The organism is Fictibacillus sp. S7, assembly GCF_004127935.1.
GTDB lineage: Bacteria > Bacillota > Bacilli > Bacillales > Fictibacillaceae > Fictibacillus_C > Fictibacillus_C enclensis.
This window is the reverse complement of sequence record NZ_QJKL01000001.1, coordinates 2,292,090-2,311,941: the sequence shown is the minus strand read 5'-3', so window position 1 is coordinate 2,311,941 and position 19,852 is coordinate 2,292,090. Positions and strand designations below refer to the sequence as shown.

The window sequence follows — 19,852 nt, the reverse complement described above, 5'->3', positions numbered from 1 at the left end:
AAAAGAAATAATCGCAGGGAACACGGGGTGAAATGATGGCAATGGATGCAGGTTATCTTTTAACCATATTTGTGATTGGCTTTATTGGCTCTTTTATATCAGGCATGCTTGGTATAGGCGGAGCGATTATTAATTACCCCATTCTTCTGTATGTTCCTCCATTACTCGGGTATGCAGGTTTTGGTGCTCATTATGTTTCAGGAATTGTGGCGGTACAAGTATTCTTTTCCACGCTTGCAGGACTTGTGGCATACAGGAAAGGCGGCTTTATTGATACGAAGCTTCTAATGATCATGGGATTAAGCTCCTTAACAGGCAGTTTCATTGGAGGTTTTGGCTCTCATCTTTTAACTGAAAAAGTTATTAATATTATTTATGGTCTGCTGGCGGTTATTGCTGCTGTTATTATGCTTTTTCCAAAAAAAGAAGCAGTGGATGATACCAGGTCCGAACTGGTATTTAATAAAAAATTAGCAGGAATCCTCGCACTGACCGTTGGAGTATTTGCTGGAATTGTAGGGGCAGGGGGAGCATTTATTCTCGTACCGATCATGCTGGTCGTGCTGAAGCTGCCAACAAGGGTGACCATCGCGACCTCACTGGGAATCACCTTTCTTTCGTCCATCGGTTCCTTGATTGGGAAAGCAGCAACAGGACAAATTCTGTACCATCCTGCCGTTCTTATGCTGATCGTCAGTCTGATTGCAGCTCCTCTCGGAGTAAAAGTCGGAAAAAAGATCAGTACAAAAGTGCTCCAGTCCACTTTGGCCATCTTGATTGCCGGAACGGCGGTCAAAATATGGCTGGATATTTTTATGCATTAGAAGGAAAGCCGCTTAACAAGCGGCTTTCCTTTTGCTATATACTTACTTTTTGTTTGCTGTTGGTGTATAATCAAGGATAATGTTCAAATAAGCACGCAGACTAATTTTAAACGCGTAACAATAAACAAAAGGGGATTCATCAAGATGGAACAATCACTTCTTAAATCTGATGTTATTTCATTGTTGAAAAATAAAATTCAATTGATTAAAACATCCGAAAACGGGGGCATTTACCTTGTCGGCCCTATTCGCCTTCCGGTTAATCTGTCTGGAGAGACCGTTGTTTTTCAGTGGTATTGCTGGCTGGAGCGGGAGCAGGTTACAGAGAATATTGAAGAAATCATTGAAAAATTATCTTCCACAAACCTTTCTGAATATCAGCAATCAAGCGTGCTGGTTTATGGCGACTTCAAAAACAACGAAGATGCGCTCATCCGCATGCATTCCATTTGCCATACCGGGGATATCTTTGGCAGCAAGCGCTGTGACTGCGGTTTTCAGCTGAAAAAGTCAATGCAGATGATCAAAAATCATGGAACAGGCGCGCTTTTTTACTTGGCCAATCATGAAGGACGCGGAATTGGCCTGTTTTCAAAAGCCATGGCTTATGTGCTTCAGGAAAGTGGTTATGATACAGTAGAAGCAAATCTGAACCTTGGATTTGTGGATGATTCCCGGAAAAATAGAGGATGCCATCTCGGTATTAAAAACACTTCGAACCAAACCGGTGACCTTGATCACGAACAATCCAAAAAAGCTGGATGCGTTAAAAAAATCCGGCATGCTGCTTTTAGGACGGACACCGTTATGGGGAGATGAGTCAGAGTATAACGCCAACTACCTGAAGACCAAGGTTTCCCGTTCTGGCCACTTAAAAGAGGAGGAAAGCTGCCCGAATGACTGATCATACCTTTTATATGAAATTAGCGCTTGAAAACGCCAGGGCCATGAAAGGCCAAACCGATCCAAACCCCATGGTCGGTTCTGTTATTGTCAACGAGAACCGAATTGTGGGAATCGGCTCCCATTTAAAGCCTGGAGAGCCTCATGCTGAAATCCATGCGCTTAGAATGGCTGGAGAGAAAGCAGAAGGGGGAACCATTTATGTGACCCTTGAGCCTTGTTCCCATTATGGAAGAACGGGCCCCTGTGCACAAGCCATTGTGAAAGCTGGATTAAGCAAGGTGGTCATCGCAAGTCTGGATCCAAATCCGCTCGTATCCGGAAGAGGAGTTGCTATTTTAAAGGAAGCTGGTATCGAAGTCATCACCGGTATCATGGAGAAGGAATCGCAACAAATGAATGAAGTGTTCAATAAATTTATTGTGCAAAAGCTCCCTTTTGTCACGGTGAAATCAGCTGCAACGCTTGATGGGAAAATCGCCACCGCAACACACGACAGCAAATGGATTACCGGAGAGGCAGCCAGAAAGAATGTTCACCAGATCCGGAATGAAAACATGGCCATCCTTGCGGGTGTTAACACTGTGATCAAGGATGATCCGGAGCTGACCGCGCGTATTCCGAACGGCCGCAACCCTGTCCGGGTTATACTGGATTCCACCCTGCGAATTCCCGTCTCCTCCAAAGTCGTGCAGGACAAAAAAGCAGAAACCTGGATCTTTACGACAGAACGGGCACGAGAGGAGAAACGCCAAGTGCTGGAAAGTCATGGTGTCTCCATCTTTACAACTAAAAGCCGGGATGGTCGGGTGAATCCAGAAGAGGTCTTACATCTTCTTGGAGAACAGCAAATCTCATCTGTGATGATTGAAGGAGGCGGAGCCGTCAATGCTTCTTTCCTTGAGCAGCAGCTCATCGACAAATTCGTGGTTTATATGGCTCCCAAACTCCTGGGCGGCAGCCTGTCGCCCACGTTTCTTGAAGGTCAGGGTGCTGAGCGGATGAGTGGAGCGGTGGATCTTCGCGAGATGACAGTGGAACAAGTCGGGGATGATTTTAAGATTACAGGATACCCTGTTTACAAGTAACAGAAGGAGCACAATGATGAAATTCGGGTTTGATATTGACGATACGTTGATTAATTTGAGAGGCTATGCCTTTACGATCTATAATAAAAAATTAAACAAAAACCTGGCGATGGATATTTTCGAAGCATTGAAAACGGTTGAAATCCATGAACCGTTCGGTCTGACGAATGCCGAAGGAAAAGAGATGTGGAACACTTTACGCGAAGAAATCTATTTCTCTGATTGCCCACCATACCCTGATGCGGTGGAAACCTTGCAGGAGTTGAAAGAACAGGGTCATGAAATTTATTACATCACGGCTCGTCCGGGAGAACACGGTGAACGGACGATGAATTGGATGAAGAAGCAGGGATTTCCTGTTGATGGCGATAAATTTTATTGCGGAATGAAGGATCATGAAAAAGTAAAAATCATTGAAGAGCTTGGCTTAGATTTTTATTTTGACGATAAACCAGGCGTGCTCGATACCTTATCATCAGGCTCTTTAAGAGTCGTGGTCAGGGACCAGTCGTACAACCGGCATTTTCAAGGGGAACGACTCTCGCATTGGAAAGAGATGAAGACGTTTCTTTCTTCAAAATAACAAAAATAACTGCGGCAATAAGCCCCTGTATATCAGAGGGCTTTTTTTTATTTTTCAAGAAACATTGACAAAACCATTGGATATACATATCATATAAGCAAATGTTGCGCTAAGGAAAAAAATAAGGGTGGAGGAAAAAGAAGTGGATGAGACTAACTATATCACTCTTTTTGAAGGGAAGAACGGCGACTTCATACAAATCACCTCCATGGATATCGAAGGTGTGATGAGAAGACGGCTGCTGGATCTTGGATTTGTACCAGGAGCAGTAGTGGAGGTTGTACGAAAGAGCCCGCTGGGCGATCCCATTGCTTTTCGTGTCAGCCAGACAACCATTGCCCTGAGAAGGGAAGAAAGTTCGAAGATTCAAGGGGAGTTGATGAATCGTGACTGAAACGTACCGGATCGCACTGGCCGGAAACCCAAACACGGGAAAAAGTACATTGTTCAATGCATTGACCGGATTAAAACAGCATACGGGGAACTGGGCTGGAAAAACCGTTTCACTTGCTGAAGGAACATTAAGCCATAAGGGGAAAGACTACCGGCTGATTGATTTGCCTGGAACGTATTCCATCTTCTCGAACTCCCGGGATGAGGAAGTGGCAAGAAATTATATTGTATTTGAAAAACCGGATGTGACACTTGTCGTGGTGGATGCAACCTCTCTGGAACGGAACCTGAACCTTGCTCTGCAAATACTGGAAATGACTCAAAATGTAATTATTTGCATTAATTTGATGGATGAGGCAGAAAAGAGAGGCATCTCGATCAATGAACGATTACTGACCCGCCGTCTTGGTGTTCCTGTCATAAAAATTTCAGCCCGGAACAAAGCGGGATTTCCCATGTTGCTCGACACCATCGAGCGCCTGGCAGAGGGCAAACTTGTATGCGAACCCGCGCGGATGACATACGACGAAGACATTGAAACAAAGATCGCTTCATTGGAGCCCCTTGTGGCTGATCTGGTGGAAGATCGCATCTCTTCCCGCTGGGTGGCTTTGCGCTTGTTGGATGGGGATGAATCTCTGCTGGATGAGTTGAAATCAAGGCTGAAGGTAAAGGAGGGATCGTCATGAATACAGAACTGGCAAGTTCAGGTTCTAGAGGAGATTTGAATGCTCTCTATGAAAAGGCACAGCAGCTTACATCACCAGATCTTCGTGATAAAATTGTGGGCAGCCTTTATCAGGAAAGCAAGCGGCTTTGCGAGGCGGGTGTTCATCATTCAAACACCAAACGTGATCGGCGAACGGAGAAACTGGATGCTGTTTTCACCTCTCCCATTTGGGGCTTTCCAATCATGATGGTCATGCTAGGCATTGTTTTTTATCTTACAATCGCCGGCGCCAACGTTCCATCTGACATGATTGCCCGGTTTTTCGGATGGCTCGAAAACTACATTACAGCCTTTTTCCAGTGGATGAGTGCTCCGGATTGGCTATATGGTGTTCTCGTTTTGGGTCTTTATCGCGGCACCACCTGGGTCGTAAGTGTGATGCTGCCGCCGATGGCAATCTTTTTTCCAACGTTCGCTTTGCTTGAAAACTATGGATATTTACCGAGAGTAGCGTTCAATATGGACCGCATCTTCAAAAAAGTGGGCGCACACGGCAAGCAGTCCCTGACGATGGCGATGGGGTTTGGCTGCAATGCTGCAGCAATGATGTCTTCGCGGATTATTGAATCACCGAGAGAGAGGATGCTTGCCATCCTAACCAACAATTTTGTACCATGCAACGGCCGTTGGGGAACACTGATTGTGCTGGCTTCCCTCTTTATGGCGGCAGGATATACAGGTGGAGCCAAGTCCCTTGTTACAACGTCGGTCATTGTTGGCATTGTGTTGTTTGGGATTCTTGTTACCTTTTTGGTCTCCTGGGTATTATCAAAGACGGTTCTCAAAGGGGTGCCTACCCACTACACACTCGAGCTTCCTGCATATAGAAGGCCAAAATTTTGGGAAACGGTCATCCGTTCATCACTTGAGCGTTCATGGGCGGTACTTCTAAGGGCTGTTAAGGTCGCTGCGCCAGCAGGTATACTGACTTGGGTGCTGGCTAATGTTACGGCTGGCGACACAAGCGTTCTTATGCATATCGTCAATTTCCTGGATCCTTTTGGACAGATGCTGGGGCTCGACGGCTATATTCTGATGGCATTCCTGATCGGGCTGCCAGCAAATGAAATTGTCCTTCCCATTTTGATTATGGGATATCTTTCTACAGGGGCACTGACAGAGGTTGATAACCTGGGAGATTTGAAACAAATTTTCGTAGACCAGGGGTGGACGTGGCTCACAGCATTGAATACGATGCTGTTTTCATTGCTTCATTTTCCATGCGGAACGACTCTGGTCAACATTTATAAAGAAACAAAAAGCATAAAATGGGCATTTTTGGCTTTTCTCATTCCAACCATGATCGCCATTTTCGTAACATTCGTTATTGCACAAAGTGTGAGAATGCTGGGATGATATAAAAACCAGGACCGTATGACCGGTTCTGGTTTTTCCTATATCAAATTCTTTAAAGAATTGTTATGATAAAAAAACAATTACATAAAATTTATGAGTGCTCAAGACCAAAAAGGTTGAGAGATAATAGGGAATCCAGTGTAATTCTGGAGCAGCCCACGCTACTGTAAAACCAGTTAAACCGGTAAGCCAGGAGACCTGCTTATAAATCTTGATTTCTGTGTCTTCGGTGGGAAGAAAGGGATAGTGTACGTTAGATCAAAACCTTGGCGCCTGCAGTCAAGGTTTTTTGTTAAATTGGAAGGGAGAGAAAAGGATGAAAAACCATTGGAAAAATGCCCGTATTCCGGCAATCGATGAAAAGATGGGAAGTGCTGCACAGACCTACATTCATTCATTAACAAAACCGGTTGGCAGTCTTGGAAGGTTGGAAGCTTTGGCGGTGAGTCTTGCCTCTATGACGAAAGAACGTTTTCCAATTGTATTTCCGCCGGGTGTTCTGATTTTTGCTGCTGACCATGGCATCGTTTCAGAAGGAGTGTCAGCCTATCCCCAGGAAGTAACGAGCCAGATGGTGCGTAACTTTTTGAATGGCGGAGCTGCAATCAACGTGTTCAGCAAACAAATCGGTGCCAAGTTGAACATCGTGGACATTGGAATAGCCGCTGATATTGACAGCCAGACCCTGATTTCCCGAAAAGTACGTTATGGCACGGCCAATTTCCTTGTGGAAGATGCAATGACCCGGGAGGACGCCGAGCAGGCTGTGGATGCGGGGTATCAGACGGCAAACGAAATGATAAAAAGTGGAGTAAAGTGTCTTATTCCAGGTGAAATGGGGATTGGCAATACGACGGCGAGCAGTGCCGTAGTCGCGGTGGTGAGCGGTGAAAAAGTCGGAACACTGGTTGGGACAGGAACCGGCATAAAAAAAGAGAAGCTGCAGGTCAAAAAAGAGGTCATTCAAAAGGCGCTGGAGCTGAGGAAACCGAATGCGGATGATCCGGTTGATATTTTATCCAAAGTGGGAGGGCTGGAGATTGCCGGAATGGCTGGAGCCATGCTGGCAGCATCCTCAAGCAGAATTCCCATTTTGGTGGATGGCTTTATCGCGAGTACGGCTGCCTTAATCGCAAAGATGATCTGCAGCCGTTCTGCTGATTATATGATCATGGGTCATCGCTCGGTTGAACCCGGCCATACGATGTTGATAAAGCTGCTTGAAAAGGAACCGATTCTGGATTTAGGCATGAGGCTGGGTGAAGGGAGCGGTGCGGCGGTTGCCTTTCCCATTCTTTTGTCTTCCTCACTTATGATCAACGAAATGGCGACATTTGAGACCGCTCAAATATCCGCCAAGAGCCAGGAAGGAGAAACACGCCTTGTTTACAAATGATGAAAAAGAAGCTGTCTATAAAGTCATTGCTGCTCGAAGGGATGTCCGGAGTTTTTTGCCGGACCCTGTTCCGGATGAAGCCGTTTATTCTATATTACAAGCAGCCCATCAAGCTCCGTCTGTTGGTTTCATGCAGCCATGGAATTTTATTCTGGTCACCTCCGAAGAAGTAAAGAATCGTTTGGCATGGGCCGCCGACAAGGAAAGAAGAGCCCTCGCCATACATTACGAAGACGATTCGCGGTCATCCATGTTTATGAATCTGAAAATAGAAGGAATAAAAGAAGCACCTTTAACGATTTGTGTAACTTGTGATCCTACGCGGGGCGGCTCTCATGTTCTGGGCAGAAATTCAATTCCTGAAACCGATAGGATGTCCACGGCTTGTGCTATCCAGAATATGTGGCTGGCATCCTGTGCAGAAGGATTGGCCATGGGCTGGGTCAGCTTTTACAAGAAGGCAGATATCCGTGATATTTTACATATTCCACCCCACATTGAGCCAGTGGCGCTCCTTTCCCTGGGATATACGGAAGATTATCCGCAGAAACCCATTCTCGAAACGGCGAAATGGGAAAACAGAAAAGAACTGGATTCCTTGATTTATTCTGACCGGTGGGAAGGATAAACAGGAAAGGTAACCTGTTATAAAAGGCAACCACCAAGCATAATCATAGACATGTGCAGAAAACATATGAAGGAAGGACTGCCGTATGAGTGAATACTGGGCGGAAAAAGCTTTGGTTAAATTCCAGTCTCAGTTTGATCAAAATACGACCTACAACATAAAGAAGAGCCAAAGATTGTCCGGCAGCTCAAAGATATGGAAGTATATGGATTTCGCCAAGTTTGTCGGTATGCTTTATCAAAAATCGTTGTTCTTTCCGAAACCGTCCCTTTTTGTGGACAATCATGAAGGCAGTTATTCTGCCCTGGACGTAAATAATATCCTCAATGATCCGCTGTCTTACCTTACCGTGCCGGTGGATGAAAATCTCTCAAAAGCCGAGAAAAGAAGACAACTCCATGAATATATCAAGCAGATGCATGATTATGTCGGGGTCAATTGCTGGCATTTGAACGAAGAGGAATCAGCGGGGATGTGGAACCTGTATTTGAAATCGGATGAAGGAATTGCCATCTGTTCCACACTTGATAAGCTGTTTACCAGCATCAATGACAAACGCTTTCGGACATATGTCGGGCAGGTTCAATACATTAATTTTAATTCGGAAATGGCCAGTCTGAACCCCTATGAAACGTTATTCTATAAACGGAGGTCTTTCAGCCATGAAAATGAAATCCGGCTGCTTGCCTTCGATGATCCAAATCATCGGAGATTCAATCATAAGGACGGGGCCTATGTCGATTGCAATTTACACACGTTAATTGACGAAGTGTATGTGTCTCCCACCAGTCCGGAGTGGCTGAAGGAAGTGGTCCAGTCGGTGCTTGAAAAATACAGGCTTCCGTTTAAGCCGGTGATCAAGTCTTCCTTGTATGAAAGTCCCTTCTATTAAAAAAGACAGCATTGGCTAAGCCGATGCTGTCTTTTTGTTGCCTGTGGGCTTTTTCGTTATAATGGAGGTTGAATATATTCTTTGAAATCTAGTACATAAGTGGTTTGATGCTTAAATCTAAGGAGAACCTATGCTAGCAAACATTTGGCCGCCAATCTATTTGTCCATTACCGTTGCGGCTTCCGCATGGATCATTGTTATACTGTCAGGCGTACTGCTGGGGAAGGCAATGGCAGGCAAGTCGTTTAAAGGGAAACTCATTATTGAAACACTGTTAATGCTTCCTCTCGTTCTTCCTCCAACCGTCATCGGGTTCCTTCTCATTATTGTCTTTGGAAAACGAAGTCCGGTTGGCCAATTTATAGAATTATTGTTTCAGCAGCCTGTTATTTTTACCTGGTGGGCCGCAGTGCTTGCCTCGAGTGTCGTTGCCTTCCCGCTCATGTACCAATCGGCAAAGACCGGGTTTGAAGCCGTTGATCATGATATTGAGAATGCCGCCCGTGTGGATGGAGCAGGGAAATGGAATGTTTTTTTCTTTATTACAATTCCTCTTTCCTACACGTCCATTGTTTCAGGAGCCATATTAAGCTTTGCGAGAGCGCTTGGAGAATTTGGAGCAACCTTAATGTTTGCAGGTAACATCCCCGGGCGCACGCAGACCATTCCGACCGCAATCTATCTTGCCATTGATTCAGGCGACATGAAGGAAGCCTGGATTTTGGTTCTTGCCAGTATTGTCATTTCTTTTGCGATGCTTACAGCAGCATACCGAATAAAACGTTACTGAAAAGAGGGGCTCCGGCCGTTCTTTTTTTGTGTAAAAGTTGAAACCTTCCCGTCCTTTTTTCGTATATAACGGTAAATGCAGCAGCAGAAAGGCAGATTATGATCAAAGAAATTGTCTCAATACTAAAAAATGACACTGGTCCGACTTTAGCAGACGATGTGTGGAAAAGGAATTGAAAGGAAAACTGCTTACCGTGACGGAATAAGCTTTTTGTCAATATGGAGGAGGAGTAATAAAAAAATGTTTTTTCATCCGATGGATTTTCTGATTATTATTGCGTTTGCCATTTCATTATGGGCCCAATTCAAGGTAAAAGGAAATTTCAAAAAGTGGTCGGAAGTTAGTGCCTATTCCGGAAGAACCGGGGCAGAGGTGGCACGGTCCATACTTGATCAAAATGGGCTGTCACATATACCGGTAGAACCTGTGCCGGGAATGCTGAGCGATCATTATGATCCCGTTTCAAAAGTGGTACGTTTATCCGAACCGGTGTATTACGGCGATTCGATTGCCTCCGTTTCGGTGGCTGCCCATGAAGTGGGGCATGCGGTTCAGCACAAGAAATCCTATGGAGCCCTTGTTTTCCGCCATCGCATGTTTCCGCTTGTTAACCTTACTTCAGGTATTGCGCCATTTTTATTGATGGGTGGGCTCTTGCTTCAGCAATTCCAATTAGTTGGAGTGGGTATTGTATTGTTTTCATTTGCGGTTCTTTTTCAGCTCGTTACCCTTCCGGTAGAGTTTAATGCGAGTTCACGGGCAAAACACTATTTGCTGGCTGAAGGATTTATACGCAATGATGAGGAACGCGGTGTAAATAAGGTGTTGAATGCAGCTGCCCTGACCTACGTGGCTGCCGCCCTCATTTCGTTATTGGAACTGCTGAAATTCGTGATGATCTTTTTTCAGGGACAGCGCGAAGAATAAGAATTGTATTGAAGAAGCTCCCTATCAAGGGAGCCTTTTTATATTAATTATAAATAAGTAGTTTAAAGGATTTCCAAGTGTGGGATACATAACTGAACCATGCAGTTATCAAAAGGTAAAGCAGTAACCAACTATTTTTATAGGAGGTTTTATTTTTGGCTAAAAACCAGGTTTACACCAAATCCTATCACCCCTACCACAGCCCTGATGACCCTTGTCCGGATCCCGGCGAGAAGCATTATTCAACTCCTCCCCATCTTTACATGGGATTCCAGCCGGAAAAACTCCCGCAGTTTACACCAAAAGAAGCTTTGCAAAAAGGCACCTTATGGCCCGCCTTGTATGATCCGTATGAAAAAAATCAAAAACTGAAGGGGTGAAGAGTGATGCCGAAGACGTTGCCTAAGGAATACTATTCGATGCTTGAAGAGATACAGGCCGTTGATTTTGCAATCACCGAGCTCAACTTATATTTGGACACCCACCCTGAGGACCAGGATGCGTTTAAACAGCTGACAGAGCTTTCAGAAGAAAAGCAAAGGCTGCTGAAGCCTTTTGAGAAGAAGTTTGGGTCCATACGGGCGGACGGAATGGATGACCATTGGACATGGAGCAAAGGGCCGTGGCCATGGCAGGTTTAAAACTGAAGGGGGAGATCCGTAATGTGGGTTTATGAAAAGAAACTGCAGTATCCGGTAAAAGTAAGCACCTGCAATCCTCAGCTCGCCAAGTTTTTGGTGGAACAATACGGAGGAGCAGACGGGGAGCTGGCAGCAGCGCTTCGTTATTTGAACCAGAGGTACACCATCCCCGAGAAAGTGGTTGGCCTGCTGAATGACATAGGCACCGAAGAATTTGCCCACCTCGAAATGATCGCGGCCATGGTTTATAAACTAACAAAAGATGCAACGCCTGAACAGCTGAAGCAGGCAGGATTAGGTGATCATTATGTGAATCACGGAGAAGCCCTGTTCTACTCCAATGCTGCTGAAGTGCCGTTCACCGCGACATATATCCAGGCAAAAGGAGATCCCATTGCGGACCTTTATGAAGATATTGCCGCCGAAGAAAAAGCAAGGGCCACCTATCAATGGATCATTGATATGTCTGATGATGTGGACTTGAACGACTCCCTTCGCTTCTTGAGGGAAAGGGAAATTGTGCATTCCCAGCGATTCCGCGAAGCGGTGGAAATCTTAAAAGAAGAGCGGGATCGAAAGAAGGTATTTTAACCAAACAAAAAAAGATGTTTCTCTCACGAGAGAAACATCTTTTTTAAACCTGCAATTTTCGGGCACAGGACAAGTTTCCCCGTGCTTTTTCTCATTAACGGTAAAACTTGGATTAATAGATCCCGCCGTAACCGATACCGCCTGCGCCAAATCCGGCACCATAACCACCGAACCCGCCGCCGCCCCAGCAAGCGCAACCGACGATAACCAAAAGAATAAACAACACGACGATCAAGGCGAAAATTCCGCCACCACCAAAAAATCCCATAGTTTACACCTCCTCAAACTTAGAATATGATGGCTTGGCTTTATTGGTTTAGGCAAGACATGAAATGTGCCGATGCCTTGGTGGTATTGGATCTGTGGTTGGAGGGATGAGCTTTTATCGTAACGACGACAAGGAGGCTGAGCATGAAAGAATCTTTTATTCCGGTAACATCAATCGCAAGCGGTATTGGCCTGGAGGCGGTTATGCCTGATCTGTACTATTTTCCCGTACAGATTGTTAACGTTATATTTGCAGGAACCCAGGATGAATAGGTATTGATTGATGCCGGCATGCCAAAAACAGCGGATAAAATTTCAAAAGAAGCCGAAAAACGATTTGGAGAGGGAACACGGCCTAGAGCCATAATCCTTACACATGGACATTTTGACCATACCGGGGCTTTAAGGGAATTAGTGGAGAGATGGAAGGTGCCGGTCTACGCCCACAACCTTGAATTGCCTTATTTAACGGGGAAGAAAGATTATCCAGAGCCTGATTCGTCTGTAGGTGGAGGACTTGTTTCAGGCATGTCGCCCATGTTTCCGACGGAACCGCTTCATCTTGAAAATGATGTGTCACCTTTGCCTGAAGACGGAACGGTTCCCTTTATGAACGGCTGGCGATGGATCCATACGCCAGGCCATACACCGGGGCATGTCTCCTTCTTCAGGGAAAGTGATGCCTCGCTGATTGCCGGGGATGCGTTTGTTACCGTTCAGCAGGAATCTCTGTACAAGGTGATGACTCAAAAACAGGAAATCAGCGGACCGCCCAAATATTTAACAACAGACTGGGAAGCGGCGTATGAATCAGTTAGGAAATTGAATGATTTAAATCCCGATCTTGCCGTGACAGGCCATGGTCTTCCGATGGCCGGCCAGCTTCTTGGGACGAGCTTGAAGAGACTGGCTGACCGGTTCTATGATTTAGCTGTTCCCGCGCATGGAAAATACGTTGACCGGGATGATTGAGAGCAGAAACCTTACGGATGGGTCAAACAACCATTTTGGTAACCACCCTTGTCTTACGTGAATAATCTGGCTATATACCACACAAGGAGGATCTACTTTGTACGAAAACTACAGCAATATTCACCCAGGCTATCACATGCCGAAAGACAACAAAGCGATGCATCATCACCATCATCATCATCATGGCCACAAAGAAAATTGGATGAAGATGTGCAAGCAGTACGCAGGGGCCAACTGTGAAATTGAAATGTCAGATGGAAAGATCTATCAGGGCAGAATCCATAGCCACGATAATGATAACATCTATCTGGTCATGCCTATGCAGAACAGGGATGAAGCGGCAGAACGTTTCTTCCCAGGCTTTGGTTTGGGATTTGGCTTTCCGTTTTTCGCAGGCCCGTTTTTGCCAGGTTTCGGTCTGTTCGGTTTTCCATTCTGGGGTTTCAGAGGATTTAGACGTTTTTGGTGGTAATCAGTAGATAGATTGACGGATAAAAAAAGGAGTCACAGACCATGTTGTCTGTGACTCCATTTCCTTATCGATCAGACATGAACGCTTCAATCTCGTCCGTGGTGCGGATGATATCCGCGGACAGGTTCTCATATCCGTCTTCTGTGACCAGGATGTCATCTTCAATTCGTATACCAATCGCTTCTTCTGCGATATAAAGTCCGGGTTCAATGGTGAGCACCATCCCCGGCTCAAGCACCCGGTTCTTGTAGGACCCAACATCATGGGTATCAAGCCCAAGGAAATGGCTTACGCCGTGATAGTAGTAATTGGAGATTTCAGATGCTTCTTTTATTAATCCGATCTTCATGCATTCTTCGGCAAGGATGGCTTTTGTACGTTCGTTTAATTCGGCGAATTTCAGTCCGGGTTTAATAAGAGAGGTGGTTTCTCTTAAAGCTTTCAGCACGATGTTGTAGAATTGTTTTTGCCGCTCAGTGAATTTTCCATCAGCCGGGAAAGTGAAGCTGATATCGGCGTTATAGTAGTCTTTTTGTGCACCAAGGTCAAGCAAAATCAAGCTGTCCTTTTCAATGTGCGAATCATTGTTTTCGTAGTGCAGTACAGTCGCATTTTTTCCGCTTGCCAGGATGGTGTGAAAAGCAAAGTCCTTCACTCCGGCCGTTTTGAGGACAAAGTTAAAGTGCGCCTCCAGCTCATTTTCCAGCATGCCGGACCCTGCGTGCTTCATCACATTGTAGATGCCGTCTTTAGTAATTTGAATCGCTTCTTTGATCTTTTCAATTTCCTCGGCTGTTTTGAATACCCGCAATTCAGTAATAATGGGATATGCATTTCGAATCGCAACTTGCGGGTAATGCTCCTGAAGATGCTTGGCAAAGAGGGAGGCTTTGGACTGCCATCCTTTGAACTCCCGTTGCTCCAAATCTAGAAATACAGTTTGTACCTGCTCGGTAAACAAGGTCCGGCCCATCGAAGATTCGAAGTTTTCAAGGTATTGGACCTGCCCGATTCCCGAGACTGCTTTCGCTTCTTCTTGTGAAATGGTAACGCCAACCCACTTTTCCATTACCGGATCCGGCTTTTCAATAAAAAGTGTCTCTTCAACAGTTCCGGCTGTCTTCTTAATCACAAGAATGACGTTCGGCCCGTCAATGCCTGTGTTGTAATAAAAATTTCGGTTCGGGGTGAACGGATAGCGCTCATCTGCTGATTTATAAGGAGCTTCACCGGCAAACAAAACAGCAGTGCTCTCATTTGGAAGCTGTGCGGCAAGCTTTTTTCGGTTCTCGGCATAAAATGATGGTTTCATAGGATCCTCCTTTTTTGTAAAACTGACTGACTAGTTTATTTAATTGTAATTTTTATGCAATTTTTCGTCAATGAGTTTATGAAATATTTTCGGGCAAAAAATGATCTTTTTCCTGTGTCGGTCCGTTAGCTTACTAAATAGTTTGTGTGCTAAAAAAGACAGGATCCACAAACAGGACCCTGTCATTCTATTGGACATTTTTCGCGTAGGCTTCAAGCTTCCGGTAGCTTTCTTCTTCGTGCGGAAATTCTTCTTCCAAATGGAATTCCGAGTTTTCGGGTTTGCTGAAGTCAAAATCAAGTGTTCCTGAGAAAACATACGTTGCATTTCCCTTGAGAAGAACGGAATAGCCTCCTTGTTTGAGATAATTGACTTTGCAGCGAACCATTCCGCCGTTGTTCAATACGGTGATTTCCTTTTCCGGATGATTAATGCCAAGCAGGCAGGTAATGAGGCTTGAGGCGGACATGGCTGTTCCGCAGGAATTGGTGATCCCTACTCCGCGTTCATAGGTCTGGACAAAGATCGTTGAATCGCCAAGGTCTTTTACAAAGCTCACGTTTACGCCTTTTGGGAACACATCCTTAATCTCATTGGCTTTTTTTCCGATTTCCGCTACCTGGTTTTCACGTATTTCATTTACCAGCGTAATAATATGGGGATTGGGCATACTGACAGCTGTAAACGTTAAGTCGGGTGAAAGTTTTGGTATAACGGTGTTCTGGAGCGTGTTTTCGCTATGGATAACGGGCAGAGTGGAAACATCAAAGGAAACTGGCCCGATCAGTACTTCAAAGGTTTGGATATCTTCATAAATGCTGTCCGTCTTTTGAACATTCAAGTTGGCTTTTTGCGTTTCAACCACAGCATGATCTCTTCCAAGAAGTTCCGTAATGTATCTTCCTGCAATGCGCAGGCCGTTTCCGCACATTTCCGGTTCCGTGCCATCTGAGTTAAAAATCCGCATTCGGGCATCCGCATTATCGCTTTTTTGGATAAAAAGAATGCCGTCTGCACCGATAGAGTGGTCGCGGTCACAAAGCGTTCTGGTCAGAGAAGTCCGCTGTTCATCATTTAATCCATAATCATGGCTATATTCATCAATTAAAATAAAATCGTTATAGGATCCATGTGTTTTCAGAATGTCGATCTTCATATGTTGTCGTCCTTTCGTTTCACTGTGTTTACTAGTATCATACCAGTAATCATGGAAAAATGTTAATATCATCATTTGGAAAGTGCATTATATTTCGTGTGGTGAACATGGCATGTTATATAATAGAAGTAAGAGTAGAAAGGGAGGTTATTTTAATGAAAGAAGTTCAAACGTTAGAAGAATTCAATGAGATTATTGCCGCAGATAAGGAAACGATCATGATTTTTACAGCAGGATGGTGCCCTGACTGCAGGCGCCTGGAAGTATTTCTTCCTGAAATTCTTGAAGAACATAAGGATAAAGCATGGTATGAGGTTGATCGGGACAAATTTCCTGAGCTGGCAGAAAAGTATGAAGTGATGGGAATTCCAAGCCTGTTATTGTTCAAAGGCGGAGAAAAGCTGGCTCATTTGCACAGTGCAAACGCGAAAACACCAGAGGATGTTCGTGCGTATCTGGAAAGTCTCCCCGTTTAATCTGATCCCTCAAGCTGCGTTGCAGTTGAAAGTTTAGCTGCTTAACGCAGCTTTTTTTTGTCTCTGACATGGGTAAAATGAATATATAATCATGTTTTAATAGCTAATGCCCGTTTCCATGTTTAACAAAGCGAATGATCCTAAGATCCAAATGGTTACTATTCAGGATGTAGATATCCTCAAGCACCTGGGATTATTAAGAAAAAGCAAAAATACAGAACATATGCCGTCAAAAAATTTATCCAGCACCTTCTGCAATATTAAACCTATAATCAAAAGGCATGCTGGGCATTTCTTTTATGTATCTTACGAATGATGCCGCCAGAGGTCGCTTAAGCCGCTCTGCTTTTCGTTTTGATTAATCTTATGCTAGATTAGGTAACATAAATGATGTATCCAAAAGGAAAGGGTTTGAGCAGAATGAACGAAACGATAAAGAATATTCTTTCTCACCGGTCGATCCGCCGGTTTAAGGACGAACCGATTGAGCAGGAGACCGTGGAAACACTGATTCAATGCGCTCAGGCCGCATCTACTTCAAGCTATCAGCAGGTTTATTCGATTATTGGCATTGAAGAGCAGAGCATCAAGGACAAGCTGGCTGAGCTGGCGGGCAATCAAACCTATGTATCCCAAAATGGCTATTTCTTTGTTTTTTGCCTGGATTATCACCGCCATCAATTGATGGCACAAATTGCCGGACAAAATGTCGATGATACGATTAAATCAAAAGAAGGTTTTATGGTTGGAATGATCGATGTTGCGCTTGCGGCCCAGAATGTGGCAGTGGCAGCAGAATCACTTGGATTGGGCATCGTTTATATCGGCGGCATCCGCAATAATCTGCCGGAGGTTTCAGAGCTTCTCCGCTGCCCTGATCATGTGGTACCCTTGTTCGGTATGGCTGTCGGCCATCCCGATGCTTCTCCAGGATTGAAGCCACGGTTGCCTCAGGCCGCAGTTTTCCACAAAAACCAGTATGTTGAAGATGAAAAAGCTCTTCCGGTCCTTAAAGAATTTGAACTTCAGTCCGCCGAGTATTACAGAGACCGCACGGGTGGAGCTCGAGATGAAGGCTGGGCTACACAAATGGCCAGAGTGATGAGCCAGCCCAAACGAACGTACATGAAGGAATTTATTGAATCCAAGGGCTTGGATAAGCAATAAACGCAGTGAATTGGCGAGTTTGAGATTTGATATTTGTAACGAGCGAAAAAGAAAGGTATACTTACATTATGCAAGTAATTAAATATTATATTTCCTTCGGGGTCGGGTGAAATTCCCAACCGGCGGTGATGAGGTGTAATCCTCTTAGTCCGTGACCCGGACGCTTTTTTAGCGGACGGTGGATCTGGTGAGATTCCAGAGCCGACAGTATAGTCTGGATGGGAGAAGGAATGACGAAATGCTTTTTTGGATTGCTTTTTTAGAAGTACACCAAAGGCTTATTTCGACATACTGTTTATTGATATGATGAGTATTTTCAGAATGCAATAGATAGAAACCCCTGGGAGCTTAATGACTTTCGGGGGTTTTTTCATTCCTTGAATAAAAGAACAGCACAGCAGGAGGTGAATCGATGTTTACTGGAATTGTTGAAGAATTAGGTACAATCGAAGGAATTAAAAAAGGCAACGAAACCATTGTATTAACCATTTCCGCTTCAAAAATTCTTAAAGATGTCCAGCTTGGGGACAGCATCTCCGTCAATGGCGTTTGTTTAACGGTGACCACCTTTTCCGAGAAAAGTTTTACCGTTGATATTATGCCCGAAACCTATCGCAGCACAGGGCTGAAACTTCTATCCTTTGGCTCCAAAGTAAATCTGGAACGGGCCATGTCATCCGGAGGGCGGTTTGGAGGACATTTTGTCAGCGGCCATATCGATGGTACCGGCGAAATTGTTCAAAAACGTCCCGAGAAGAATGCTATCTATTATGATATAAAAGTGCCAAAAAGACTGTTGAACTACCTGTTGCTGAAAGGATCAGTGGCGGTGGATGGAACAAGTCTGACCATTTTTGGTTTGACGGATGATACGTTTACGGTCTCATTGATCCCTCATACCGTTTCCCATACTGTATTAGGTGATAAAGCCAAGGGGGATTCGGTCAATGTGGAATGCGACATGCTTGGAAAGTATGTTGAAAAATTTATCACAGGCAAAAAAGAAGAAAAACAAAAATCAGCCATAACACTGGAATACTTAGCAGAGCATGGGTTTTAAAGCGAGGAGGGATGATTGATGTTTCACAGTATAGAAGAAGCGATTGAGGATTTGATTAACGGCAAACCTGTCATTGTGGTGGATGATGAAGACAGAGAAAATGAAGGAGACTTTGTCGCCATTGCTGAAAAAGTAACACCTTCAACGGTTAACTTTATGGCAACTCATGGAAGAGGACTGATTTGCGCTCCGATTGACGAAAATCTTGCAGCTAAGCTGGAGCTGACACCGATGGTCACCAATAACACCGATCCCCATGGGACTGCCTTTACGATCAGCATTGACCATGAAAGCACAACAACAGGCATCTCGGCCGCTGAACGGGCCATTACCATTCAAAAAATGGTGGAAGAAGGTGCGAAGGGACCTGACTTCAAGCGTCCCGGCCATGTCTTTCCTTTGATCGCCAAAAAAGGAGGCGTGCTGAGGAGGGCAGGACATACGGAAGCGGCCGTTGATCTGGCTCTGTTAGCAGGCGCAAAACCGGCAGGAATGATTTGTGAAATTATGAATGCAGATGGAACCATGGCAAGGGTGCCGGAGCTGCAAAAATTGGCACTCGAGCATGATCTGAAATTCATTACCATTAAAGACCTTATTCAATACAGGAACCGGAAAGAAAAAATGGTTACAAAAGAAGTCGAAATTAAATTGCCGACGGATTTCGGAGATTTTACTGCCATTGGCTTTTCCAACCTTATTGACGATAAAGAGCATGTGGCATTGATTAAAGGAAGGATCGATCCAGACCAGCCGGTGCTTGTAAGAGTGCATTCAGAATGCCTGACCGGCGATGTGTTCGGCTCTCATCGCTGTGATTGCGGTCCGCAGCTTCATGCGGCGCTTCAGCAAATCGAAGAGGCTGGTTCAGGTGTATTGCTCTATATGAGGCAGGAAGGACGTGGAATCGGCCTGTTGAATAAGATGCGCGCCTACAAGCTTCAGGAAGAAGGCTTGGACACGGTAGAAGCCAATGAAAAGCTAGGCTTTGCACCAGACCTTCGAAACTATGGCATCGGCGCACAGATCCTGAAGGAACTCGGCATAAAGAAAATGCGTCTTTTAACCAACAATCCTCGCAAAATTACCGGTCTTAAAGGTTACGATCTTGAAGTGGTTGAGCGAGTGCCCATTCAGATGCCGGCAAATAAAGACAATGAAAAATACTTAAAAACAAAGAAGATGAAACTGGGGCACTTGCTGCAGTTCTAACAGAGGAGGATGCACA

At 44.9% G+C, this 19,852-nt stretch carries 22 protein-coding genes, 2 pseudogenes and 2 riboswitches; of the genes and pseudogenes, 21 read left to right on the top strand and 3 right to left on the bottom strand.

Annotation, left to right across the window (positions count from 1 at the left end):
• Positions 1-41 precede the first annotated feature (41 nt).
• From DMO16_RS11840 to DMO16_RS11770, 15 genes and pseudogenes are all read left to right on the top strand, one after another.
• Positions 42-824: a sulfite exporter TauE/SafE family protein gene (locus DMO16_RS11840; RefSeq protein ID WP_129477624.1), complete on the top strand. Its 783-nt coding sequence runs from the start codon at positions 42-44 to the stop codon at positions 822-824.
• 144 nt (positions 825-968) lie between these two features.
• Positions 969-1,728 (top strand): annotated as a pseudogene (locus DMO16_RS11835) (GTP cyclohydrolase II).
• Positions 1,721-2,815 (top strand): bifunctional diaminohydroxyphosphoribosylaminopyrimidine deaminase/5-amino-6-(5-phosphoribosylamino)uracil reductase RibD, encoded by a 1,095-nt coding sequence (ribD, locus tag DMO16_RS11830; RefSeq protein ID WP_129477621.1) that lies wholly within the window; start codon positions 1,721-1,723, stop codon positions 2,813-2,815. The pseudogene DMO16_RS11835 and the gene ribD overlap by 8 nt, the downstream one beginning before the upstream one ends.
• Positions 2,816-2,831: 16 nt before the next feature.
• On the top strand, positions 2,832-3,398 hold the full coding sequence (locus tag DMO16_RS11825; RefSeq protein WP_129480379.1) for a 5' nucleotidase, NT5C type: 567 nt from the start codon (positions 2,832-2,834) through the stop codon (positions 3,396-3,398).
• Positions 3,399-3,525: 127 nt separating this feature from the next.
• Entirely contained in the window at positions 3,526-3,792 is a 267-nt protein-coding gene (locus DMO16_RS11820; RefSeq protein WP_425590033.1) for a FeoA family protein, read from the top strand.
• Positions 3,785-4,480, top strand: coding sequence for a FeoB small GTPase domain-containing protein (locus DMO16_RS11815; RefSeq protein WP_129477619.1), 696 nt, complete (start codon positions 3,785-3,787; stop codon positions 4,478-4,480). The genes DMO16_RS11820 and DMO16_RS11815 overlap by 8 nt, the downstream gene beginning before the upstream one ends.
• Positions 4,477-5,877, top strand: a complete 1,401-nt coding sequence (locus DMO16_RS11810) for a nucleoside recognition domain-containing protein (RefSeq protein WP_129477617.1) — start codon at positions 4,477-4,479, stop codon at positions 5,875-5,877. Before DMO16_RS11815 ends, DMO16_RS11810 begins: the two co-directional genes overlap by 4 nt.
• A gap of 78 nt (positions 5,878-5,955) precedes the next feature.
• A riboswitch (cobalamin riboswitch) is annotated at positions 5,956-6,097 on the top strand.
• Positions 6,098-6,193: 96 nt separating this feature from the next.
• Positions 6,194-7,273: a nicotinate-nucleotide--dimethylbenzimidazole phosphoribosyltransferase gene (gene cobT, locus DMO16_RS11805; RefSeq protein WP_129477615.1), complete on the top strand. Its 1,080-nt coding sequence runs from the start codon at positions 6,194-6,196 to the stop codon at positions 7,271-7,273.
• Positions 7,260-7,901 (top strand): 5,6-dimethylbenzimidazole synthase, encoded by a 642-nt coding sequence (gene bluB / locus DMO16_RS11800; RefSeq protein ID WP_061967127.1) that lies wholly within the window; start codon positions 7,260-7,262, stop codon positions 7,899-7,901. The genes cobT and bluB overlap by 14 nt, the downstream gene beginning before the upstream one ends.
• A gap of 85 nt (positions 7,902-7,986) precedes the next feature.
• Positions 7,987-8,793, top strand: coding sequence for a DUF2971 domain-containing protein (locus DMO16_RS11795; protein WP_061967129.1), 807 nt, complete (start codon positions 7,987-7,989; stop codon positions 8,791-8,793).
• A 130-nt stretch (positions 8,794-8,923) separates the two neighbouring features.
• A complete protein-coding gene (modB, locus tag DMO16_RS11790) occupies positions 8,924-9,583 on the top strand; it encodes a molybdate ABC transporter permease subunit (RefSeq protein WP_061967132.1) in 660 nt (219 codons plus the stop codon).
• Positions 9,584-9,823: 240 nt separating this feature from the next.
• Positions 9,824-10,510: a zinc metallopeptidase gene (locus DMO16_RS11785; protein ID WP_129477613.1), complete on the top strand. Its 687-nt coding sequence runs from the start codon at positions 9,824-9,826 to the stop codon at positions 10,508-10,510.
• A 155-nt stretch (positions 10,511-10,665) separates the two neighbouring features.
• Entirely contained in the window at positions 10,666-10,890 is a 225-nt protein-coding gene (locus DMO16_RS11780; RefSeq protein ID WP_129477611.1) for a spore coat associated protein CotJA, read from the top strand.
• Between the two features lie 6 nt (positions 10,891-10,896).
• Positions 10,897-11,151 (top strand): spore coat protein CotJB, encoded by a 255-nt coding sequence (locus DMO16_RS11775; RefSeq protein ID WP_061967138.1) that lies wholly within the window; start codon positions 10,897-10,899, stop codon positions 11,149-11,151.
• A 21-nt stretch (positions 11,152-11,172) separates the two neighbouring features.
• Positions 11,173-11,742, top strand: coding sequence for a manganese catalase family protein (locus DMO16_RS11770; RefSeq protein WP_129477609.1), 570 nt, complete (start codon positions 11,173-11,175; stop codon positions 11,740-11,742).
• A 112-nt stretch (positions 11,743-11,854) separates the two neighbouring features.
• On the opposite strand, the gene DMO16_RS11765 is transcribed toward DMO16_RS11770, so the two are convergent.
• On the bottom strand, positions 11,855-12,010 hold the full coding sequence (locus tag DMO16_RS11765) for a YjcZ family sporulation protein (protein WP_074440424.1): 156 nt from the start codon (positions 12,008-12,010) through the stop codon (positions 11,855-11,857).
• 143 nt (positions 12,011-12,153) lie between these two features.
• Between DMO16_RS11765 and DMO16_RS11760 the strand changes: the two are divergent.
• Both DMO16_RS11760 and DMO16_RS11755 read left to right on the top strand, forming a co-directional pair.
• A pseudogene (locus DMO16_RS11760) lies at positions 12,154-12,981 on the top strand (MBL fold metallo-hydrolase).
• Between the two features lie 97 nt (positions 12,982-13,078).
• A complete protein-coding gene (locus tag DMO16_RS11755) occupies positions 13,079-13,453 on the top strand; it encodes a hypothetical protein (RefSeq protein WP_061967145.1) in 375 nt (124 codons plus the stop codon).
• Positions 13,454-13,517: 64 nt separating this feature from the next.
• Here the strand turns inward: DMO16_RS11755 and DMO16_RS11750 are convergent, their stop codons facing one another.
• Both DMO16_RS11750 and dapF read right to left on the bottom strand, forming a co-directional pair.
• Positions 13,518-14,765: an aminopeptidase P family protein gene (locus DMO16_RS11750; RefSeq protein ID WP_129477607.1), complete on the bottom strand. Its 1,248-nt coding sequence runs from the start codon at positions 14,763-14,765 to the stop codon at positions 13,518-13,520.
• A 187-nt stretch (positions 14,766-14,952) separates the two neighbouring features.
• Entirely contained in the window at positions 14,953-15,921 is a 969-nt protein-coding gene (dapF, locus tag DMO16_RS11745) for a diaminopimelate epimerase (protein ID WP_129477604.1), read from the bottom strand.
• Positions 15,922-16,076: 155 nt separating this feature from the next.
• Here dapF and DMO16_RS11740 point away from each other — a divergent pair, with 155 nt between their 5' ends.
• From DMO16_RS11740 to DMO16_RS11725, 4 genes are all read left to right on the top strand, one after another.
• Positions 16,077-16,397 carry a thioredoxin family protein gene (locus tag DMO16_RS11740; protein WP_061967152.1) on the top strand — a complete coding sequence of 107 codons (321 nt, stop codon included), beginning with the start codon at positions 16,077-16,079 and terminating at the stop codon, positions 16,395-16,397.
• Positions 16,398-16,817: 420 nt separating this feature from the next.
• Positions 16,818-17,564 carry an oxygen-insensitive NADPH nitroreductase gene (gene nfsA / locus DMO16_RS11735; protein ID WP_129477601.1) on the top strand — a complete coding sequence of 249 codons (747 nt, stop codon included), beginning with the start codon at positions 16,818-16,820 and terminating at the stop codon, positions 17,562-17,564.
• An 88-nt stretch (positions 17,565-17,652) separates the two neighbouring features.
• A riboswitch (FMN riboswitch) is annotated at positions 17,653-17,798 on the top strand.
• 178 nt (positions 17,799-17,976) lie between these two features.
• Positions 17,977-18,624 (top strand): riboflavin synthase, encoded by a 648-nt coding sequence (gene ribE / locus DMO16_RS11730; RefSeq protein ID WP_061967155.1) that lies wholly within the window; start codon positions 17,977-17,979, stop codon positions 18,622-18,624.
• 18 nt (positions 18,625-18,642) lie between these two features.
• Entirely contained in the window at positions 18,643-19,836 is a 1,194-nt protein-coding gene (locus DMO16_RS11725) for a bifunctional 3,4-dihydroxy-2-butanone-4-phosphate synthase/GTP cyclohydrolase II (RefSeq protein WP_061967158.1), read from the top strand.
• Positions 19,837-19,852 lie beyond the last annotated feature (16 nt).